Origin of the sequence: Paenibacillus xylanilyticus (genome assembly GCF_009664365.1) — a bacterium.
In the GTDB taxonomy this organism is placed as follows: Bacteria; Bacillota; Bacilli; order Paenibacillales; family Paenibacillaceae; genus Paenibacillus; species Paenibacillus xylanilyticus_A.
The window spans coordinates 3,321,957-3,338,648 of sequence record NZ_CP044310.1; the positions used below are offsets into that span (position 1 = coordinate 3,321,957).

A 16,692-nucleotide genomic window follows, 5' to 3' on the forward strand; every position below is an offset into this window, starting at 1 on the left:
AGCCGCTTTTGTACCGAGTCGTAGATGTAACCGTATTGCGGTATTAAGGCAACGGTATCTTTGTGAGGTTTATAGGCGTGCAGCTTTTTGATAAATCTTGGTGATACATATCGTCACTGGACAGATACACGCGGTACAAATACTTGAACTTTTCAATATCTCGCATAATATGAGACTGGTAATCTTTAGGTGTTACAAAGCAGATATGGGAAGGCAGGGAAGGATACTTTTTTAGTGTCTCATTTATAAGCTTCTCAGACTTCGGATCATATAGCACATAGCAGGTAAAATCCTGAGAAGATTGAAGGAGTAGGCTTTTGAGTGCAAATTTCATGAATAAATTTATTCTGTATTCTATCCATCGAGTGGTCAGTCGATCCGCTGTCGCTCCCCAGTTATTAAAGAGCATTTCAACAATGAGTTTTTTTTCCTCAGACACGCGCCTAGCCCTCCTTTGATGTTCAGAAATGTTCTATTCAGACCACGAATTCCCTTAATACCAGTTCAATCTCGCTTCCATGAGGATTAGGAAATCCTGAGACAGTTCAGCGTATATCTGCGAAAATGTCCATTCTCCGCTCCAACCATTCCCTGTCAGACGCTTCGGGTCAAAACCGTAGTTGTTGAAGTTAATCTCAATCACAACTTTTCTTGTCATATCCGCCTCCTCTTAAAATCTTACAACCCTTCCTGTCAAAAGAACTTACTGTCTTTATCCCATTCTGCCACTCTATAAGTTATGAAAAATTAAACAAGACGTAACGGACACTTGAACTGATCTTGATGAAGATATGGGGTAAATACCCCACAAGTTTAGACCCAGTGTAAAAAATCGCATGAAAGCTTCCAAATTTTATAGCACTAAAATCGAATGGCAGTACATGAAAAACTTTTGCAAAAGCTCCTACTGTTTGGTGCAATGTAGTGGTACAGAGATTATAAAGATCTTATTACAACCATGGAGGGATCGTTTTGACTAAGAGCAAACAGCAACAAGAGGCGCATGGAATCGGACAGATCGAACAGCAGCTGAATCATCAGATGGAGGCGGCTGCAGAAATTCAAGGACAATCGAAACTCGACCAAGAAATTAAAAAAGCCACACACCGTCATCTTGATCAATCGAACAAGCTTTCAGAATAAGGAGAATTCTCATGAACAAACAAAGAGCGATTGAAATTTCGGAATCGGCCATTATGAAAAATGTAACCTACCAGGATGCCCCTATCGTAATCCAGCATGTGAATGAGGATGAAACGGCTCGAATCTATCCGATCGGAAACTCGGAGCAGGAAATGACTGTTCCTTTGTCCAGTCTGACTGAGTATCCTTAGAATGCGACGGATTAGGAACGCGATCACCTTTCAGCACACCCTTAAATCTTATTGGTGTACAATAAAACCGGAGCGTTTAAGCTCCGGTTTACAAAACATCAGATAAATTTATTTCATAATTAAAATGAAGTGAAGGCACCGATTTTTCCTTCTGATGTGCCAGAATCACCCAGCTTATTTCGTGTCTTAAACTGCGTGACAGCATACATACAAGTCACTGTCCTTGGCTGGGATAAGAAATTGTACCGATAAAAAAAGCCGCTAAAATAGCGACTTGGATTGAAACAATGTTGTTGTACCCCATTTTGACGATTGACGTTGTTCTTCCCTTCATTTTATCCGGGTAACGCCAAACCTCCCCTTGGTACAGATTTTTTTGTATTTCTACTCGCTTTGCACAGTGAATTTATATTAACTTTAAGCTTTGCGGAGCATTTGTCTCTTGCTTAGCTGCAATAGCATATCTTTCGTCATGGCCTTCAAGTCGTAGCGGGTGTGAAATCCCCATTCTGTTTTCGCTGCCGTTGCATCAATGGAATGCGGCCAGCTATCGGCAATGGCCTGCCTCTTCGGATCAACGTCATAATCGAGGATAAAGCCGGGAATCTCTTCCCGAATCGCTGCAGCGATCGCCTCCGGATCCACGCTCATTGCGGTGACATTAAAAGAATTTCGGTGTATCAATCGGCATGAATCCGCTTCCATAAAATCAATGATAGCGTTCAGGGCATCCGGCATATACATCATGTCCATGTTTGAGTCTTTGGCAATATAAGATGTATATCGCCCAGCTGTCACGGCTGCGTAGTAAATTTCCACCGCGTAATCCGTCGTTCCTCCGCCGGGAGGCGTCATATAAGATATCAAACCAGGGAATCGCAGCCCCCTAGTATCCAGGCCGTATTTGTGAAAATAATAATCACAAAGCAGTTCGCCGGACACCTTGTTCACGCCATACATCGTATTGGGCCTCTGGATCGTATCCTGCGGGGTGTTGTCTCTCGGAGTCGAAGGGCCAAAAGATCCAATCGAGCTTGGAGTGAAAAATTGGCAACTGAGCTCCCTGGATATTTCGAGAGCATTCATCAATCCGCCCATATTCAAATTCCAAGCAAGCAAGGGTTTCTCCTCTGCGGTAGCTGACAGCAGCGCAGCCAAATGAATGATGGTATCCACTTCGTATTGCTTGGCGATTTCGAACATCGCCTTAGCATTCGTCACGTCCAGCAACTCGAATGGCCCGGATCGGGTAATTTCGTGGGATGATGACCTGAGATCCGTAGCAACGACATGATCCGCTCCATAAATTTCACGTAATTTAACGACTAACTCAGAACCGATTTGTCCCAATGCTCCGGTCACCAATATCTTCTTCATAAGACATTCCTCCCGAAAGATATACTCCCGTGAATACAGTTAAATCAACTTCATTTCCTTGCCAACTTGCTCATATGCATAGATCACCTGATCAAGCATCTCCCTGGTATGAGCAGCTGTCGGCATGTTGCGTATTCTTCCAGTTCCTTTTGGAACTGTCGGAAACACGATGGCCTTAGCGTACACGCCTTCTTCATAGAGTCGTTTGCTGAACTGTTGGGCGGTTACTTCATCACCAATGATACAAGGGGTGATCGGTGTTTCGCTTTGGCCCACATCATATCCAAGCCGGCTCAAGCCATTTTTCAAATCATTGCTGTTCTCCCATAGCTTCTTGATCAGCTCAGTGTCATTCATCAGAATGTCGACAGAAGCGCTGCAAGCAGCAATTGCAGCCGGGGGTAGCGATGTTGAGAACAGAAACGGACGACTTCTCAGCTTCAACCATTCGATCAGTTGCTTTCTACCTGCCACATAACCTCCGACAACCCCGATCGCCTTGGAGAGTGTACCAATTTGAAAGTCAATGCGTTCGGACAATCCAAAATGTTTCACAGTTCCCGCACCTGCTCCAAGAACGCCTGAACCGTGGGCATCATCTACATAAGTGATTAGGTCGAATTCTTCTGCTATTTTCACGATTTCGGGCAGTTTTGCTATATCACCATCCATGGAGAAAACCCCGTCGGTGATGACCATAATCCTATGATACTGACCGGATTCCTTGGCTTCTTTCGCCTGCCGCCTTAAATCATTCATATCCGAATGCTTAAAGCGAATCACCTTGGCTCTCGATAGGCGGCAGCCATCAATAATTGAAGCGTGGTTCAGCTCATCGGATAAAATCGCATCATGCTGATCCATTACCGCAGATATAGCAGCCATATTGCAGTTGAATCCCGATTGATACACGATAACGGCTTCCGTTTTTTTGAAACGGGCCAGTTTTTCTTCAAGCTCCATATGAAGATCCATCGTACCATTAATGGTTCTCACAGCCCCTGCCCCTGCCCCGTATGTCTGCGCCGCCTTAACTGAAGCATCAATCAGACGGTGATCTGTTGCCAAGCCCAAATAGTTATTAGAAGACAAATTGATTAAGGACTTTCCGTCAATACGAATAACAGGACCATTTGCCCCCTGCAGTGTATCGATGAAGTTATATAGACCTTTATTCTTTAGATCTTCGATGTTCGAACTTAAAAATTGGTCCAATACATGACTTGACATTCGATTCCCTCCTCGATATACGACTGTCCTCATACAGGAGACATTTAATTATTCGAAAAAGTGTTGTAACAAAGGGGGGTTAGACTGATTTCAATGTAGCATCTTTTTCATTCTTTGTACACATATGGAGGACAAAAACCAAAAAAATACGCAAATATACATAGTGATTATTCCCCCATCCCCGGAAGCAATCGCTATTACATTTTTGTTTATATCTTTTGCTGTTCGGTAACTTCTTGTACAGCATTTATTTCTTTTGTTTATTCCTTTAAATCAATCGATTTACCTCCAGTCCAAACGGGATTCTTCATTGGCCAACGCATTGAGATGAGTCCGTACGGGAGCGCTTGCCGAAATTAGGCTTGCCTCACCCTTAGATATCCATCTAATCCGGAAAAGGACTATATTCTTGTCCATTCCGGTAATCGGTACGAATTCTTGTCCTTGGCTTGGGACAAGAACTTGTACCGATAAAATAAAAAAGCCGCTAAAATAGCGACTTCTATGGGAACATGTTCTTGTCCATCGACAACGTCGTTCACTGATTCTTAGACACATTTAATCAATCTTAAATGGTCTAAAAGTTTCATGTGTAGCTTCATATTCTTCTATTATTAGGATTTTATTTCCATCAAATCTAATCATTGATATACCATCAAATGAATAAAGTTGTTTTTCTTTTGCTTTAAAATACCATTCTACAAAAAATAAGGTTTCATTTACTTGATGAATATCTTTTATCTTCCATTCTAAGACAACTTGCTTCAGTAACATTTTTTTGATCCACAAATGGACTTCCTCTATCCCTACATACATTGCTCCATAACATTCGCGGTAGATAATATCATCAGAAAAATACGTATCTAACAACGTAAAATCTCTAGTTACCCACATAAAGAAATATTTTTTTATAATGTCTTCTTTCATAAGTGCTCCTATATTTTTTAATTAAGCGCAGTTCTTAACTAGGTTTTGAATCTATTATATCAAATGAACAAAAAAAGGATGTACAAAAGTCATACGAACGCATAAGTTTCACGTTGTCCGCATGGTAAATCAAGCGAAGTACTTACTAACATGGAAAAGGTAACGCTTGACCGAGCGATAACAGACAGAACGCATACCTTAATTACCATGATTGAAAAGTCAAGATTACAAAGGAACTTCAACCAGCGTTTGAACCTCTTACAGGAGCTTTTCTGGTGACCTCAAATGCGGTCAGTTAGATGTTACAGGCCACAAAAGATATCGGCGATTACTTATCCCTGAATTTTTGCATCATCCTAAGCTTTGGGCACTGGGACCTAAGGGCATTCGTCTATAAAACTTCTGCCAGCAAAACATTACCTTACATTTCTTTTATAATTTCTAAGAATTGACCCACTTCCTTGGATGGATGTAATGGATATATTAAACCATATGGAACTACGAAATCTAAATCACTAGGGATCGTCACCAAGGATGGATGAATATCTGCCCACGCCTCCAACGTTAACATAACGGTATTACTTTCCTCGCAGCGATTAAACACATCAAGATCATAGAGACGCGGCACATCTTTTATTTGTATTTGAGGATGTTCCGTTTTTAGGAAATCACGTAGGTCATGAATGACGGCACTATTCCCACCATTCACTACAGCCAATCTTTCCCCATACAAATCTTTTACAGAAAGTGTTTTTCTTGAAGCCAGCCTATGTTGCCGAGATACGGCAAAGCAAACGCGGTAACTCCCCAGTTCGAGTACACGGTAGTAATCTTTCAAATTATCTGTAAGAAATGGCCCCGCAATGATATCTAGTGATTGGCCAATCATGCGGTAAGTGGTTGGGAGTGTATGTGCGTCATCTTCGAAATGAACGATGTTTATAACAAATTGAGGGTATCGGTCGCTAATCCCATTCCACAAATCAATTAAAACCTTACAGGGATTAAGCATAGAAGTACCCACGCGAACAACATGCCGATCGGCCTGTGCAGAGTGATGCATGCGAATAAGAGATTCTTGAAAATACTGCAGCATATATTCCGCATCTTTGATAAATGCTGCTCCTGCCTTTGTGAGGCTAACACCGTGGTTGGTACGGATAAAAAGTGGGACTTCGGTTTGCTTTTCCAACAAATTCATTTGTTTCATCACAGCGGTTGAAGAGATAAAAAGCTTTTCGGCTGCCTTAGAAAAACTTCCGGACTCCGCCACTTGAACAAACGTCTTTAATTGCTCAATCATTCAGGCAGGCTCCTCCTTTTGCATAAACCATAAGTTAATACCATGCTAACTTATTTGAAATTCCGTATCAACCTGCTAAACCGTAACATTATAGAAGAACGAAATAGAAAACAGAAGCTTTAAAAATACTACACACAAGAACTGTATTGGAGGAGAATACTATGGAAAACAAAGTCTGGTTCATTACAGGAGCCTCTCGCGGATTAGGGCGCATTTGGGCGGAGGCTGCACTCTCTCGCGGGGATAAGGTTGCCGCGACTGCTCGAACACCCGAAAATATCGCCGAACTTAAGGAACGTTTTGGAGACGCGGTTCTCCCCCTAGCGCTCGATGTAACAGATTCCCAGCAGGTCGAGCATGTCGTTCAGCAGGCTCATGCGCATTTCGGCAGGCTGGACGTCGTCTTAAACAACGCCGGTTACACCCTGGTTGGCACGACTGAAGAGGCTGACGAATCCGACGTCCGCGAACTATTTGACACCAATTACTTTGGTACGCTTCGTGTGATCCAAGCTGCCCTGCCTCTGCTTCGACTACAGGGCAGCGGGCACATTCTTGGCGTCTCAAGTGCCATGGGGATTGTTGCAGCTCCGCTCATCGGCTTCTATTGCGCGTCCAAATGGGCAGTCGAAGCATTGCACGATAGCCTCGCTCAGGAGGTTAAAAGCTTCGGCATTAAGGTCACTTTGCTCGAGCCGGGTGCCTTTGCAACTGACTTTGGAAGCCCCCTTTCCATGAAGACATCACAGGGATTGGAAGTTTACGCTGAACTTCGAAATCAGGTGTCCCTTCGTTTATCGACAGAAGAACGAGGCGATCCGAATGCGACGGCCGATGCGATTCTTCGAATCATAGACGCCGAGGAGCCACCTCTGCGCTTTGCGGTCGGCGCTGGGGTCTTGCCTTTGGTCCGCGGAGTCTATGCTGATCGTTTAGCCACTTGGGAGACATGGGAAACTGTTTCGGACGGAGCACAAGGAACACCGAGAAGCCACCGTTAGATTTGAAATTAGCAAATGGTAAAGAGATAGGGGCAGCTGCCGACAAAGCAGTCTGTCCCTTGTTTCTTTACGATACTTCCAAGTGAGCCGATACGTAGACTTCAATTCAACTAAACTGCCCGTTAGTTTAATGAATTGAAGGACAAGATGACGATTAGATACACGGACTTAGAGGCAATAGGAACATGTTTTCCATCTCATTGATCCTTTCCCTGTTGATTTGTTCTTCTCGAACTTTCTCTGCCACAAGCAGTTAAATAACCGAATTTGCTGCCGTCAGGAAGATAAGCCTTTAAGGTACGCAGGTCATCAACATTTACATGTTCTCAGCTAAAGTTTTAAAATATCTCTCAATAACTCTTCTTCTCAAAAGCGTTGGCTGTGCAGTGGGATTGTACTGGCCTATTGTCATTGTGTGCCACCTTTATGCTCACCGAACAAGCAGGAATCCGATTTGCAAGAAAAAAAGGGCATTTCCATAAGGAAAGCCCTCTTTTTTCATTTAACTACGTTTTACGTGAAATTACGGTGTGTGTTTGTTGACATTATCGAGCGTGAAAGGAAGAAGGTCCCATTCACCGTTCAGGCTGAACGTGTTCGAGCCGGTAGCGACCCCTTTTTTACGGATCAGTGTGCCGCTTGTCGGCAGTGGTTCAGAGCCCAAAGCCGGCGTCCAGTTCTTGTCTCCGAGCACGTCGATAACCTGGCCGTTTCGAACCAATTCAAACGCGCAGACGACATAGCCTTCGAATTTGTAATTCGAATCCAAGTTCATGACGAGTTCGTCGTGGTAGCCCGGAACCTGGGTACGATCCATAAACTCATAGAATACGTTATTAATCACGAGACCGATATTTCCTTTAAAAATATTCATCACGTTCGCATAAAGATTCGGTTGGTAGTCTCGATCAAGCATTCTCTCCATCTGTTGGGTTTTCAAATTATAACGGTATCCGATTATTTGATAGTTGATTGCATCTTCATTCATATTGTACATTTCAAGCACGATATTCATGGCATTTTCCCGCGTATATTCTGAGAAGAACGCAGCGGCGCCTTGCTGCTGCTGTACGTTCAGTTGAACGGAAGCGGCTTTGCCGTCTGTGGAAATCACGAAGTAAGAGACCGTGCCGGCGGAATTGCCCGGATTCATGTTCAATACGCTGCCGCTCAGCAGTTGCGAGCCTTCTTTGATCAATGTGCCGTTTTCCGCGCGATAGACCGTAAATGGCTGCTGTGCCGAGAAGTAAGGAGCCAGATCGTAAGAGACATTCGCAAGGCCGACTTTGGTCGCAATAGTCTTCTGATGCACGATTTCGACCGCGGTTACCTGGATCGTCGTGCTTACCTTTCCGCCCCGTCCGTCGTCGGCCGTTACCGTTACTAGCGTTTTGCCGCTGCTTGTTCCGGAGTCCAGCTTCAGCACATTTCCGCTGACGCTCGGAACGACCATCCCGCCGGCGGCCGCTTCCGCGCTATACGTCAGGGAATCGCCGTCGCTGTCTTGGAACAGCGAGTCAACCGCGACTTGTGTCGAGAATCCCGGCACGACCATTTGTTCCGGAACGGAACCGACAACTTTCGGCGCTTCGTTCGACGATACATCGACTTGGAACGAAGTGTTGATCTTGTTTCCGACTACATCCGTCGCGGTCACGGTGATAATAGCCGTTCCGTCTGCAATGCCGCTTACGGTCAACCGATCGCCCGCGACCGAGACGGAAGCAAGTGCAGTATCGGCGGATACGGCTGCATAAGTCAGATCATCTTCATCCGGATCGTCGAACACGCCCGCAAGATCAACCTCAATGTCATTGCCCGGTTGAACGATTTGTCCGGCGATGGTTTGCTTCACGACCGGTGCTCGGTTCGGCCTTACTTCGACCGCGATCGTCTTCGAAGCCGTGCCGCCACGCGAATCGGATGCGGTAACGGTCACGTTCGTGGTACCCAGCGACACTGCCGTCAGCGTCAGCTGCTTGCCGTCCAACATGGCATCCATAATCGAAGAATCGGCAGAAATCGCGACGAGCGACAAGGTGTCCCCATCTGCATCCGTAAATACGCCGCTCAAGTCGATCTTTTGATCCGTGCTTCCGAGCGACAGCGTACGACCGGCCAGATCCCCCGCCAGCGGAGCCTGGTTGACCTCGACCTTGATAGTCTGATCTTTCTTACCGCCACGGCCGTCTTCCGCCTGGATGCGGATCGAAGCCGATCCTCCGGCAATCGGACGAAGCGAAAGCTCTTTGGAAGCAGCGTTCAGCGAAACGGATACCCGGTCTTCGGAGAGCGAAGAAGCGGTCAGCGTCAGCAGGTCGCCGTCTTCGTCACGGAAAGCCTGGCTCAGATCGAGAGTGACGTCTCCAGCTCCGAGCGTAATCAGCTGATCCGATACGGCTTGATCGACGATCGGAGCACGGTTGACGGTCACGTCGAACGTTTTGCTCGCTTCGCCATCATATCCATCATTCGCCGTGACCGTAATCGTGGTTGTTCCGGCAGTCAGCGGATCGACCGTGATTTCACCGTTCGTGACGGATACCGCAGCAATGGAAGGATCGGCTGCTGTCGCTTTGTACGTCAGGACATCGCCGTCATCGTCAGAAAATGCGCTGGTCACGTCAATTTTTGCCGCTCCGCTACCGATTGTCAGCAGCTGATCGGCAAGAGAACCTTCCGTCTGTGGAACTCGATTGACCCGCACGGCAAAGCTGTCACTGACCTGGCCACCGCGGCCGTCGTCCGCCGTTACTTTCACGGTCGAACTGCCCGCGGAAACTGGGGCCAGCGTCAATTGTGTCCCGCTTACGCCGACCGTCAAGATCGCCGGATCGCCGGATTCCGCCACCAACGTAAGACTGTCGGCGTTTACGTCCTGGAAGACATTCGCAAGATCGACCGCCACATCTCCGCCCGTCAATTGGATAGAGCGGTTTCTGGCGGGCTGCTTAACCGTCGGTGCCTCATTGACCTTAATATCGAAGGTTCCACTCGCCGTTCCTCCCCGGCCATCGTTTGCTGTAACGGTTACGAATGTATCGCCGCCCGAAACTGGAGACAAGCGAATCCGGTTATTCGAGTCAAGCTCTGCGGTTGCAACGGCTGACGACGCCGACTGAACCTCATAGGTCAGCGGGTCGCCGTCCACATCACTGAACATGCCGTCCAATTCTACGAAGACATCGCCTTTTCCTACCATCGATTCCTGCACACCCGGGGACCGGTCAAGTTTGGGGCTGTGGTTCACGTAGATGGTGAACGTTTGGCTCGCCGTTCCGCCTTTGCCGTCTTTGGCCGTGACGGTGACGGACACTGGGCCTTCCGCAAGAGGTGTGACTGTCAGAGCGCTGCCGCTTGCGACCGCGGCTGCCGAAGACACGTTTTGCGAAGAAGCTTCAAAAGTCAGGGCGTCTCCGTCAGGATCTTGGAAAGCGTCCGAGAGGTCGACCTGTACATCCGTTCCGATCGAAGCTTTGCGATCCGGAAGGGGGTTCAGGGTTTGCGGCGAACGATTGACACGAACAACGATATCCTTGGTGACCGTACCGCCTTTACCGTCTTCGGCCGTCACAGTAACCTTCGTTTGTCCCAGTGCAATTGCCTCCATCTGCAGCAGCTTGCCGGATATGGAAGCGGCAATGACATTTTCGTCGCTTGATACAACTTTGTAAGACAGCGCATCCCCGTCCGGATCCGTAAAGTATGCGCTCAGGTCCAATGTGCTTGCTTCTGCATCGAGCGTTGCTACCTGCTCAGGAACATCCGACGCGACCGGATTCCTGTTTACCGTTACCGTGAAATCGTGGTTAATGCGGGCATTATTAGAATCATAAGCCTGCGTACGTACCGTGATTTTGCCCGCGAGTTTCGCTTCGAGCGTCAAATTGTTGCCGTCTATCGTTACCGTGACCAGTTCGGGCGCAGAAGCCGCTTTGACCAGCAGCGCTTTATAGTACGACAGGTTGCCGTCGACATCGTCAAACACTTGAGAGAGATTGATCGTCTTCTTTTCGCCGATGGTCATTGTAAAGTCCTTGATCGGATTTCGAACGATCGGTGCACTGTTGACAGGAGCCGCATTGACAGCTGCCGCGCCGCCTGTACTGCCGATCTGCGATTGAACGGTGGAATAATTGCTGATCACCGAGCTTGCTGCCACGCCCGCCGGCGTCGTAAGGCTGTTTATCGTCAGGTTCGACCCGACGGTAATTGCCGCCGAAGATTGGGTGACGTTAAGTTTAGCGATGGTTCCCGTCGTGTTTAACGTAACAGGAACAGCCGTCTGGACCGTCATCTGACCAATATTTGCCGATCCGGTAATCGTGGAACCGGTACTTACGGTGACCGAATCGATCGATCCCTGCAGGTTGACCTGCTGGGCCGCTCCCTTCACGTTGATCTGGTCGATTGCGGCTTGCGAAGACCCGACGATCGTCGAATCGACGTTCACGTTCATCGCCTGCATGAAAGTTTGGCCGAGTACCTCGACTCTCACATTCGTTTTATTGACATCAACGGAAGCTAGGTTCGAGCCTTCGAAGACGACGGTATTCGCGTCTCCTCCGTTGACAATCGTATTTCCTTGCACTTCAATCCCACTGCCGTAAAAGTCGTTCTCCAGCTCTTTGCCAATCTCGAGGTTGCCCGCAATCTTCAGGTTTGCCAGAGAAATATAGTCGTCTGCGACTTTAACGTCACCGTCGACAATGCCCTGTTTACCATCCAGCAGAGAATTTGCGCTGAATTCTTTAGCGCCTTTTGAAGCGGCCGATCCTCCGTGTCGCAGTTCCAGGTACGTAATCTTGTCCAGATTGCGTCCCGACGCTTCGAACCGGATCTTCGCCCCCTGCAAAATCGCGCTGTTTGACTGACTCAGAATTCCTTTCGTCCGTTCCGAGAAGGCGTACGTGTAACCATTAATCGTCACGCCCTGCTCGGAAACGTTCTGAATTGTCCGAGTGACACCAGACAGTTTGTCAGGATAAAAAGCTTCCATGAAAACACTTGCAATCTCCTGCCGCTTCACGGCCTGCTTGGGAAGGAAAGAACCGTTCTGCGTCTCCATCCATCCGTTCCCCAGCACGGATTGCACGGCGTTTTTCGCCCATGCACCGACGGCTTTCTCATCCTGAAGCACCATTTTATCGTTCGTTTTGGTTTGGGCGCTTTTGGCGGCTTGAACCAGCACGGCGGCCAGCTCCTGCCGTGTGACAGGCGCATCAGCGCGGAAATACTTCTGCGCGTCTCCTTTCATCAGACCGGCCTTAGCGGCTGCCTCAATATAGTTGCGTCCCCATGTTTTAGACGTAACATCTTTGAAAGAAGAACGGCTCGTTTCTTTCACTTCGAGCTTAAGGATTCTTGTCAGCACGACGGCCAGTTCCTGCCGAGTCAGCGTGGATTGGGGGCGAAAACGCCCGTCCGATCCACCGGTCAGAAAGCCAAGCCCGGCTGCTTCGAGAATAGCCTGACGCTGCGCAGCCGGAACCTGCGCGAGGTCGAGGAAAACCGGTTCCAAACTCGATGCTTTATTTTCTTTTTCCGCAAAAGCAAATTCTGCGTTCGGTCCGATCGCAGTGGCCAAGACGCTGGTCGCGACCAGCAATTTGAGTAAACGACTCTTCACTTGTATATCCCCTTTTACTTATATTTCTCAGCTGCCGTATGAAAGAGTTCGTTTGCATGCTTTATTTGTCCGTGTACGTGCCCAAATCCTGCAAAGATGAATCGTAAGACTGCGTGTTCCATTCGGTAGAGTCGTAGGTGCTGCTTCCCGCCAATCTGCCGCCTTTGCGGAACGCGGATACGTCCGGCGTAAAGACGATACTGTCCACGACGACACCATTCACGATAAGCTTAACGTCAATCGGTTCCGAATAATCGTAATATATATTGAACATGTACTGCAGCTGCGGGTCCTGCAAATCGGAAAGACTATCCGAGATCGTAATCACACTGCCTGCGGACAGATCGATTATGCCGCTGACGCCGGGATCCGCATCCGAAAGGGTCATGCTTCCTGAATCGCCCCATTCGATGACAATCTGATCCAGGCCGATCGAGCTGTTCGTCGGATTATAGATTTCAAAATATTGATTCGATTCGCTGCCCCAATCGACTTCGGAGAAGAACGGAGTTTTTGCATAAGCGGGAGCTACGCTGACCTCGAACTCTTCTGTGCCCTTTCCACCCGCGGCGTCCGCTGCGGTAAGCACGATTTTCACGGATCCCGCAGATACTGGGGTGATGATCAGCTGACTGCCGTCATCGGACTTTCTGACCGCGGCCACATTTGGATCTTCCGATACGGCGGAGACGTTCAATTCATCTCCCTCCTCGTCCGCGAAGATGCCGGATAAATTGATCGTTACGTCGCCTTCTTCCAACCTTGCGTTTTGATCTGCTACGGCATTGACTGTATATGGCGCGCGGTTTACGTTGAGCATGAAGGTTGCGGTTTGCGTACCACCTTTATCATCATTCGCCGCTACGGTAATGGTGGTAGATCCGCCGGCAAGCGGCGCGATTTGCAGTTTGTTGTCCGGTGAGACGCTGACCGTCGCCACGTTGTTGTTCGAAGATTCGGCCGACAGCGTCAAAGAATCACCGTCCTCGTCCGCGAATACGGTGCTCAGATCAATATCTTCTGCCGATTGTCCAGCCTGAACCGTCATGTCGCCGATCGGATTCACAACCGTAGGCGCATGATTCGGCTCCGGTGTGCCCGGATCTGGTGTTGGGTCCTGCGGCGTCGATGTGCCCGGATCTGGTGTCGGGTCCTGCGGCGTCGGTGTGCCCGGATCTGGCGTCGGGTCCTGCGGTCGATGTGCCCGGATCTGGTGTCGGGTCCTGCGGCGTCGGTGTGCCCGGATCTGGTGTCGGGTCCTGCGGCGTCGATGTGCCCGGATCTGGTGTCGGGTCCTGCGGCGTCGATGTGCCCGGATCTGGTGTTGGGTCCTGCGGCGCCGGTGTGCCCGGATTCGGCGTTGGGTTCTGCGGCGCCGCCGGCGAAGGTTGAACCGTCGGAGAAGCAGGCTTCGTGCCGTTCACGTTCCCGATCTGGCTCCGAACTTGCTCGTAATTCGAAACAATTGCAGAAATATCGACATTAGCCGGCAGTTTGATATCGGCTACGTTCACACCCGGTTGAATCTTCAATTTGGCCGCTCGATTGGTAACTTCTATCTGTTGAATGCGGCTGCCCGTCGCCAGATTTATGTTTGCGCTTGAACCTACGATCAGGGAATTGATCGAAGCCGAGATGTCCACTTTTTCAGCGCCGTCCTTTAACGTAACGCGTTCGATAGTCGAATCTGCTTCTCCAATCAGCGTCGTGCTGGAATAAATCAGAAAGTCCTTGACCGTCGTAGTACCGGCTGCATCCACCCGCACTTCCTTTTTATTAATGTCGACGGTTTGCAGCTTGGCATTTTCAAAAACAACGGTATGGGCATCGCCGCCATTGATGACCGTATTGCCCAGTACCGTGACATCATAGCCGTAAAAATCATGATACAAAGACTGCGAAATCTCGAAGTCGCCATCGACCGTCAAATTTCTTACGGAAACGAAATCACCAGCGATTACGACGCTACCTTCGATCCGGTCTCCTTGAGCGTCAAGCACGATGTTTCGCGAAAATTCCGCTTCGCCGTCAGCCGGGTTTTCTCCGCTTTGAACGATCTCCAGGAAATCAATTCGATTCAATGTGCCACCTGACGCGGCAAAACGAACTTTTGCGCCTTTGAGGATGGCGTTATTTTCGATACGCAGCAGCCCTTTCAGCGAATCGCCGATCAGATACGTTTGGCCGCCGATCGAAATACGCTGTCCGTCGGTCCAATCCAATGCGGCCGCCTGCTTGCCGGGTTGGAAGGCTTGCACAAGCGATGCAGCGGCTTCTTGACGCTGCACAGCCTGCTTCGGAGCAAAATGTTCGTCTATTAAATCCATCATGCCGAGCGTCAACACGTCTTGGACCGCCTGTTTGGCCCACGAACTGACCTGTGAATGGTCCTCGAACGGGGCCGGATAATCAGCTTCGACAGTCGTCATATCAGGTCGAACGCTTTTCATGAGGGTTGCGGCCAATTCCTCACGGGTGACGCGGGCGCCGGGACGGAAATTTTTGCCATCCCCCTGCATGATTCCCGCCGCCTTTACGGCTTCAATATACGGATGCGCCCAAGCGCTAGCCGAAACGTCATGAAAAGAAGAGGATTTTGCCTTCAAGGGGTTAATATGCAAAGACCTCGCCAGTAGAACCGCGAGCTCCTGTCTTGTAAGCGTATCTAAGGGTCGGAACTTACCTGAAGGATCGCCACTTATCAAGCCTAACTCCGAGGCTTGTTTAACGGCTTCCCGAAGAGATGGATTAGTCTGCCCCCAATCGCTGAACAATGCCTCCGATGTCTTCGCAAGATTCGGGGATGCAAATATCGAGCCGGACGGCGCCATAGCTGCCGCAGCTACACTGGTTGCAATCAACCATGTTGTAAATGTCTTTTTTGTCATCTGTCTTTTCCCCTCTAAAAAACTGTATCGAAGTCTATTGAATAAGCAATTTTACATTAACTATATCGGACGGGAGACGGTGACTTTGAATACACAAAAGGCCATTTTGCAAAATTTGTTGCTTCATGTCCGTTTTTGTCGAATATAAAACGAATCGAAAAATAAACGCATCCGTAATCACCATCGCGGTAGCCACGCTTTTTGCTGGAGGAGCCTAAAGGCTGGCATGTAAATTTATAGGTGCATATTGTGTTCACCGTATCATTCAAACAGCGAAGTTTACGCCCCCCCTCTGGCTAAGGCCTGTTCAAACAACAATGCATCCGAATCACTTTTATTCAAAGGCATTCCTACGTGTTCCTAAGTGAATCATAGTCAAACATAGATTCAAGTTAGTTTTCGTTTCCCGTTAGTTATATGAAAAAGAGCAGGCCACAGCGGCCTGCTCCCTGTTACGGTTGAAATATAGCAACCATTCGCTCAATTCATTCGGTAATATTCATTTGGTGAAGATACACTGGCGACAGTGTGCTTCCTATTTCTTTGTTGTTTAATCCACATTCCTTCTCTTCGCTAAGAGACGAGACTGATTAAATTGTTATCGGGATCCTTTATGATCGCATATCGCTCTCCCCACGGAGTATCTCGCGGTTCGAGGAAGACGTCATACCCAAGTGTCATCAACTGTTGGTACACGTCATCCAACGCTTCGTTGCTGGAGAACTGAAAGGCGAGCTCAGTCCGGTAGCCGATCGGATCTTCCCAGCCTTCAAAAACGCTCTTTACCGATTCAACCATGTCGAATGCAAAAATTATTCCTTCTTGCTCCACATCTACGTGATGCGCTTCGTCGGCGCCGTCTGGAATTGCCAGACCCAGCACGCGATAAAAATCCAACGCCCTCTTCATCTCCTCTACGTAAATCCCGACTCGTTTCAACTTTACCGTCATACTTTGCAACTCCCCTCATCTTGCTTGATTTTCACTCCTATTATAGGAATTG

At 48.4% G+C, this 16,692-nt stretch carries 13 protein-coding genes; 3 read left to right on the forward strand and 10 right to left on the reverse strand.

Annotated features, from left to right (window positions below; translation table 11 throughout):
* Positions 1-43: 43 nt before the first annotated feature.
* Positions 44-439 carry a glycosyltransferase gene (locus F4V51_RS29075; RefSeq protein ID WP_236146556.1) on the reverse strand — a complete coding sequence of 132 codons (396 nt, stop codon included), beginning with the start codon at positions 437-439 and terminating at the stop codon, positions 44-46.
* Between the two features lie 54 nt (positions 440-493).
* Positions 494-658, reverse strand: coding sequence for a hypothetical protein (locus F4V51_RS14865; RefSeq protein WP_153978587.1), 165 nt, complete (start codon positions 656-658; stop codon positions 494-496).
* A gap of 314 nt (positions 659-972) precedes the next feature.
* On the opposite strand from F4V51_RS14865, the gene F4V51_RS28845 reads away from it, so the two are divergent.
* Both F4V51_RS28845 and F4V51_RS14870 read left to right on the forward strand, forming a co-directional pair.
* Positions 973-1,143: a hypothetical protein gene (locus tag F4V51_RS28845; RefSeq protein WP_167301697.1), complete on the forward strand. Its 171-nt coding sequence runs from the start codon at positions 973-975 to the stop codon at positions 1,141-1,143.
* 11 nt (positions 1,144-1,154) lie between these two features.
* A complete protein-coding gene (locus F4V51_RS14870) occupies positions 1,155-1,334 on the forward strand; it encodes an H-type small acid-soluble spore protein (protein ID WP_110821305.1) in 180 nt (59 codons plus the stop codon).
* A gap of 417 nt (positions 1,335-1,751) precedes the next feature.
* On the opposite strand, the gene F4V51_RS14875 is transcribed toward F4V51_RS14870, so the two are convergent.
* From F4V51_RS14875 to F4V51_RS14890, 4 genes are all read right to left on the reverse strand, one after another.
* Positions 1,752-2,711 carry an L-threonine 3-dehydrogenase gene (locus tag F4V51_RS14875; RefSeq protein ID WP_153978588.1) on the reverse strand — a complete coding sequence of 320 codons (960 nt, stop codon included), beginning with the start codon at positions 2,709-2,711 and terminating at the stop codon, positions 1,752-1,754.
* Between the two features lie 39 nt (positions 2,712-2,750).
* Complete coding sequence (locus tag F4V51_RS14880; protein WP_153978589.1) at positions 2,751-3,941, reverse strand: glycine C-acetyltransferase; 1,191 nt, start codon at positions 3,939-3,941, stop codon at positions 2,751-2,753.
* A 558-nt stretch (positions 3,942-4,499) separates the two neighbouring features.
* On the reverse strand, positions 4,500-4,868 hold the full coding sequence (locus F4V51_RS14885; RefSeq protein ID WP_153978590.1) for a nuclear transport factor 2 family protein: 369 nt from the start codon (positions 4,866-4,868) through the stop codon (positions 4,500-4,502).
* Between the two features lie 421 nt (positions 4,869-5,289).
* Positions 5,290-6,171, reverse strand: a complete 882-nt coding sequence (locus F4V51_RS14890) for a LysR family transcriptional regulator (RefSeq protein ID WP_153978591.1) — start codon at positions 6,169-6,171, stop codon at positions 5,290-5,292.
* 146 nt (positions 6,172-6,317) lie between these two features.
* Between F4V51_RS14890 and F4V51_RS14895 the strand changes: the two genes are divergently transcribed.
* Positions 6,318-7,172, forward strand: a complete 855-nt coding sequence (locus tag F4V51_RS14895; RefSeq protein ID WP_236146557.1) for an SDR family NAD(P)-dependent oxidoreductase — start codon at positions 6,318-6,320, stop codon at positions 7,170-7,172.
* 523 nt (positions 7,173-7,695) lie between these two features.
* Here the strand turns inward: F4V51_RS14895 and F4V51_RS14900 are convergent.
* From F4V51_RS14900 to F4V51_RS14915, 4 genes are all read right to left on the reverse strand, one after another.
* The gene (locus F4V51_RS14900) at positions 7,696-12,801 is read right to left on the reverse strand and encodes an S-layer homology domain-containing protein (protein ID WP_153978592.1); all 5,106 of its coding nucleotides are present in this window, start codon (positions 12,799-12,801) and stop codon (positions 7,696-7,698) included.
* Between the two features lie 61 nt (positions 12,802-12,862).
* Positions 12,863-13,867 (reverse strand): Ig-like domain-containing protein, encoded by a 1,005-nt coding sequence (locus tag F4V51_RS14905; RefSeq protein WP_153978593.1) that lies wholly within the window; start codon positions 13,865-13,867, stop codon positions 12,863-12,865.
* Positions 13,812-15,689: an S-layer homology domain-containing protein gene (locus tag F4V51_RS14910; protein ID WP_153978594.1), complete on the reverse strand. Its 1,878-nt coding sequence runs from the start codon at positions 15,687-15,689 to the stop codon at positions 13,812-13,814. The genes F4V51_RS14905 and F4V51_RS14910 overlap by 56 nt, the downstream gene beginning before the upstream one ends.
* Positions 15,690-16,262: 573 nt before the next feature.
* The gene (locus tag F4V51_RS14915) at positions 16,263-16,640 is read right to left on the reverse strand and encodes a VOC family protein (protein ID WP_153978595.1); all 378 of its coding nucleotides are present in this window, start codon (positions 16,638-16,640) and stop codon (positions 16,263-16,265) included.
* Positions 16,641-16,692 lie beyond the last annotated feature (52 nt).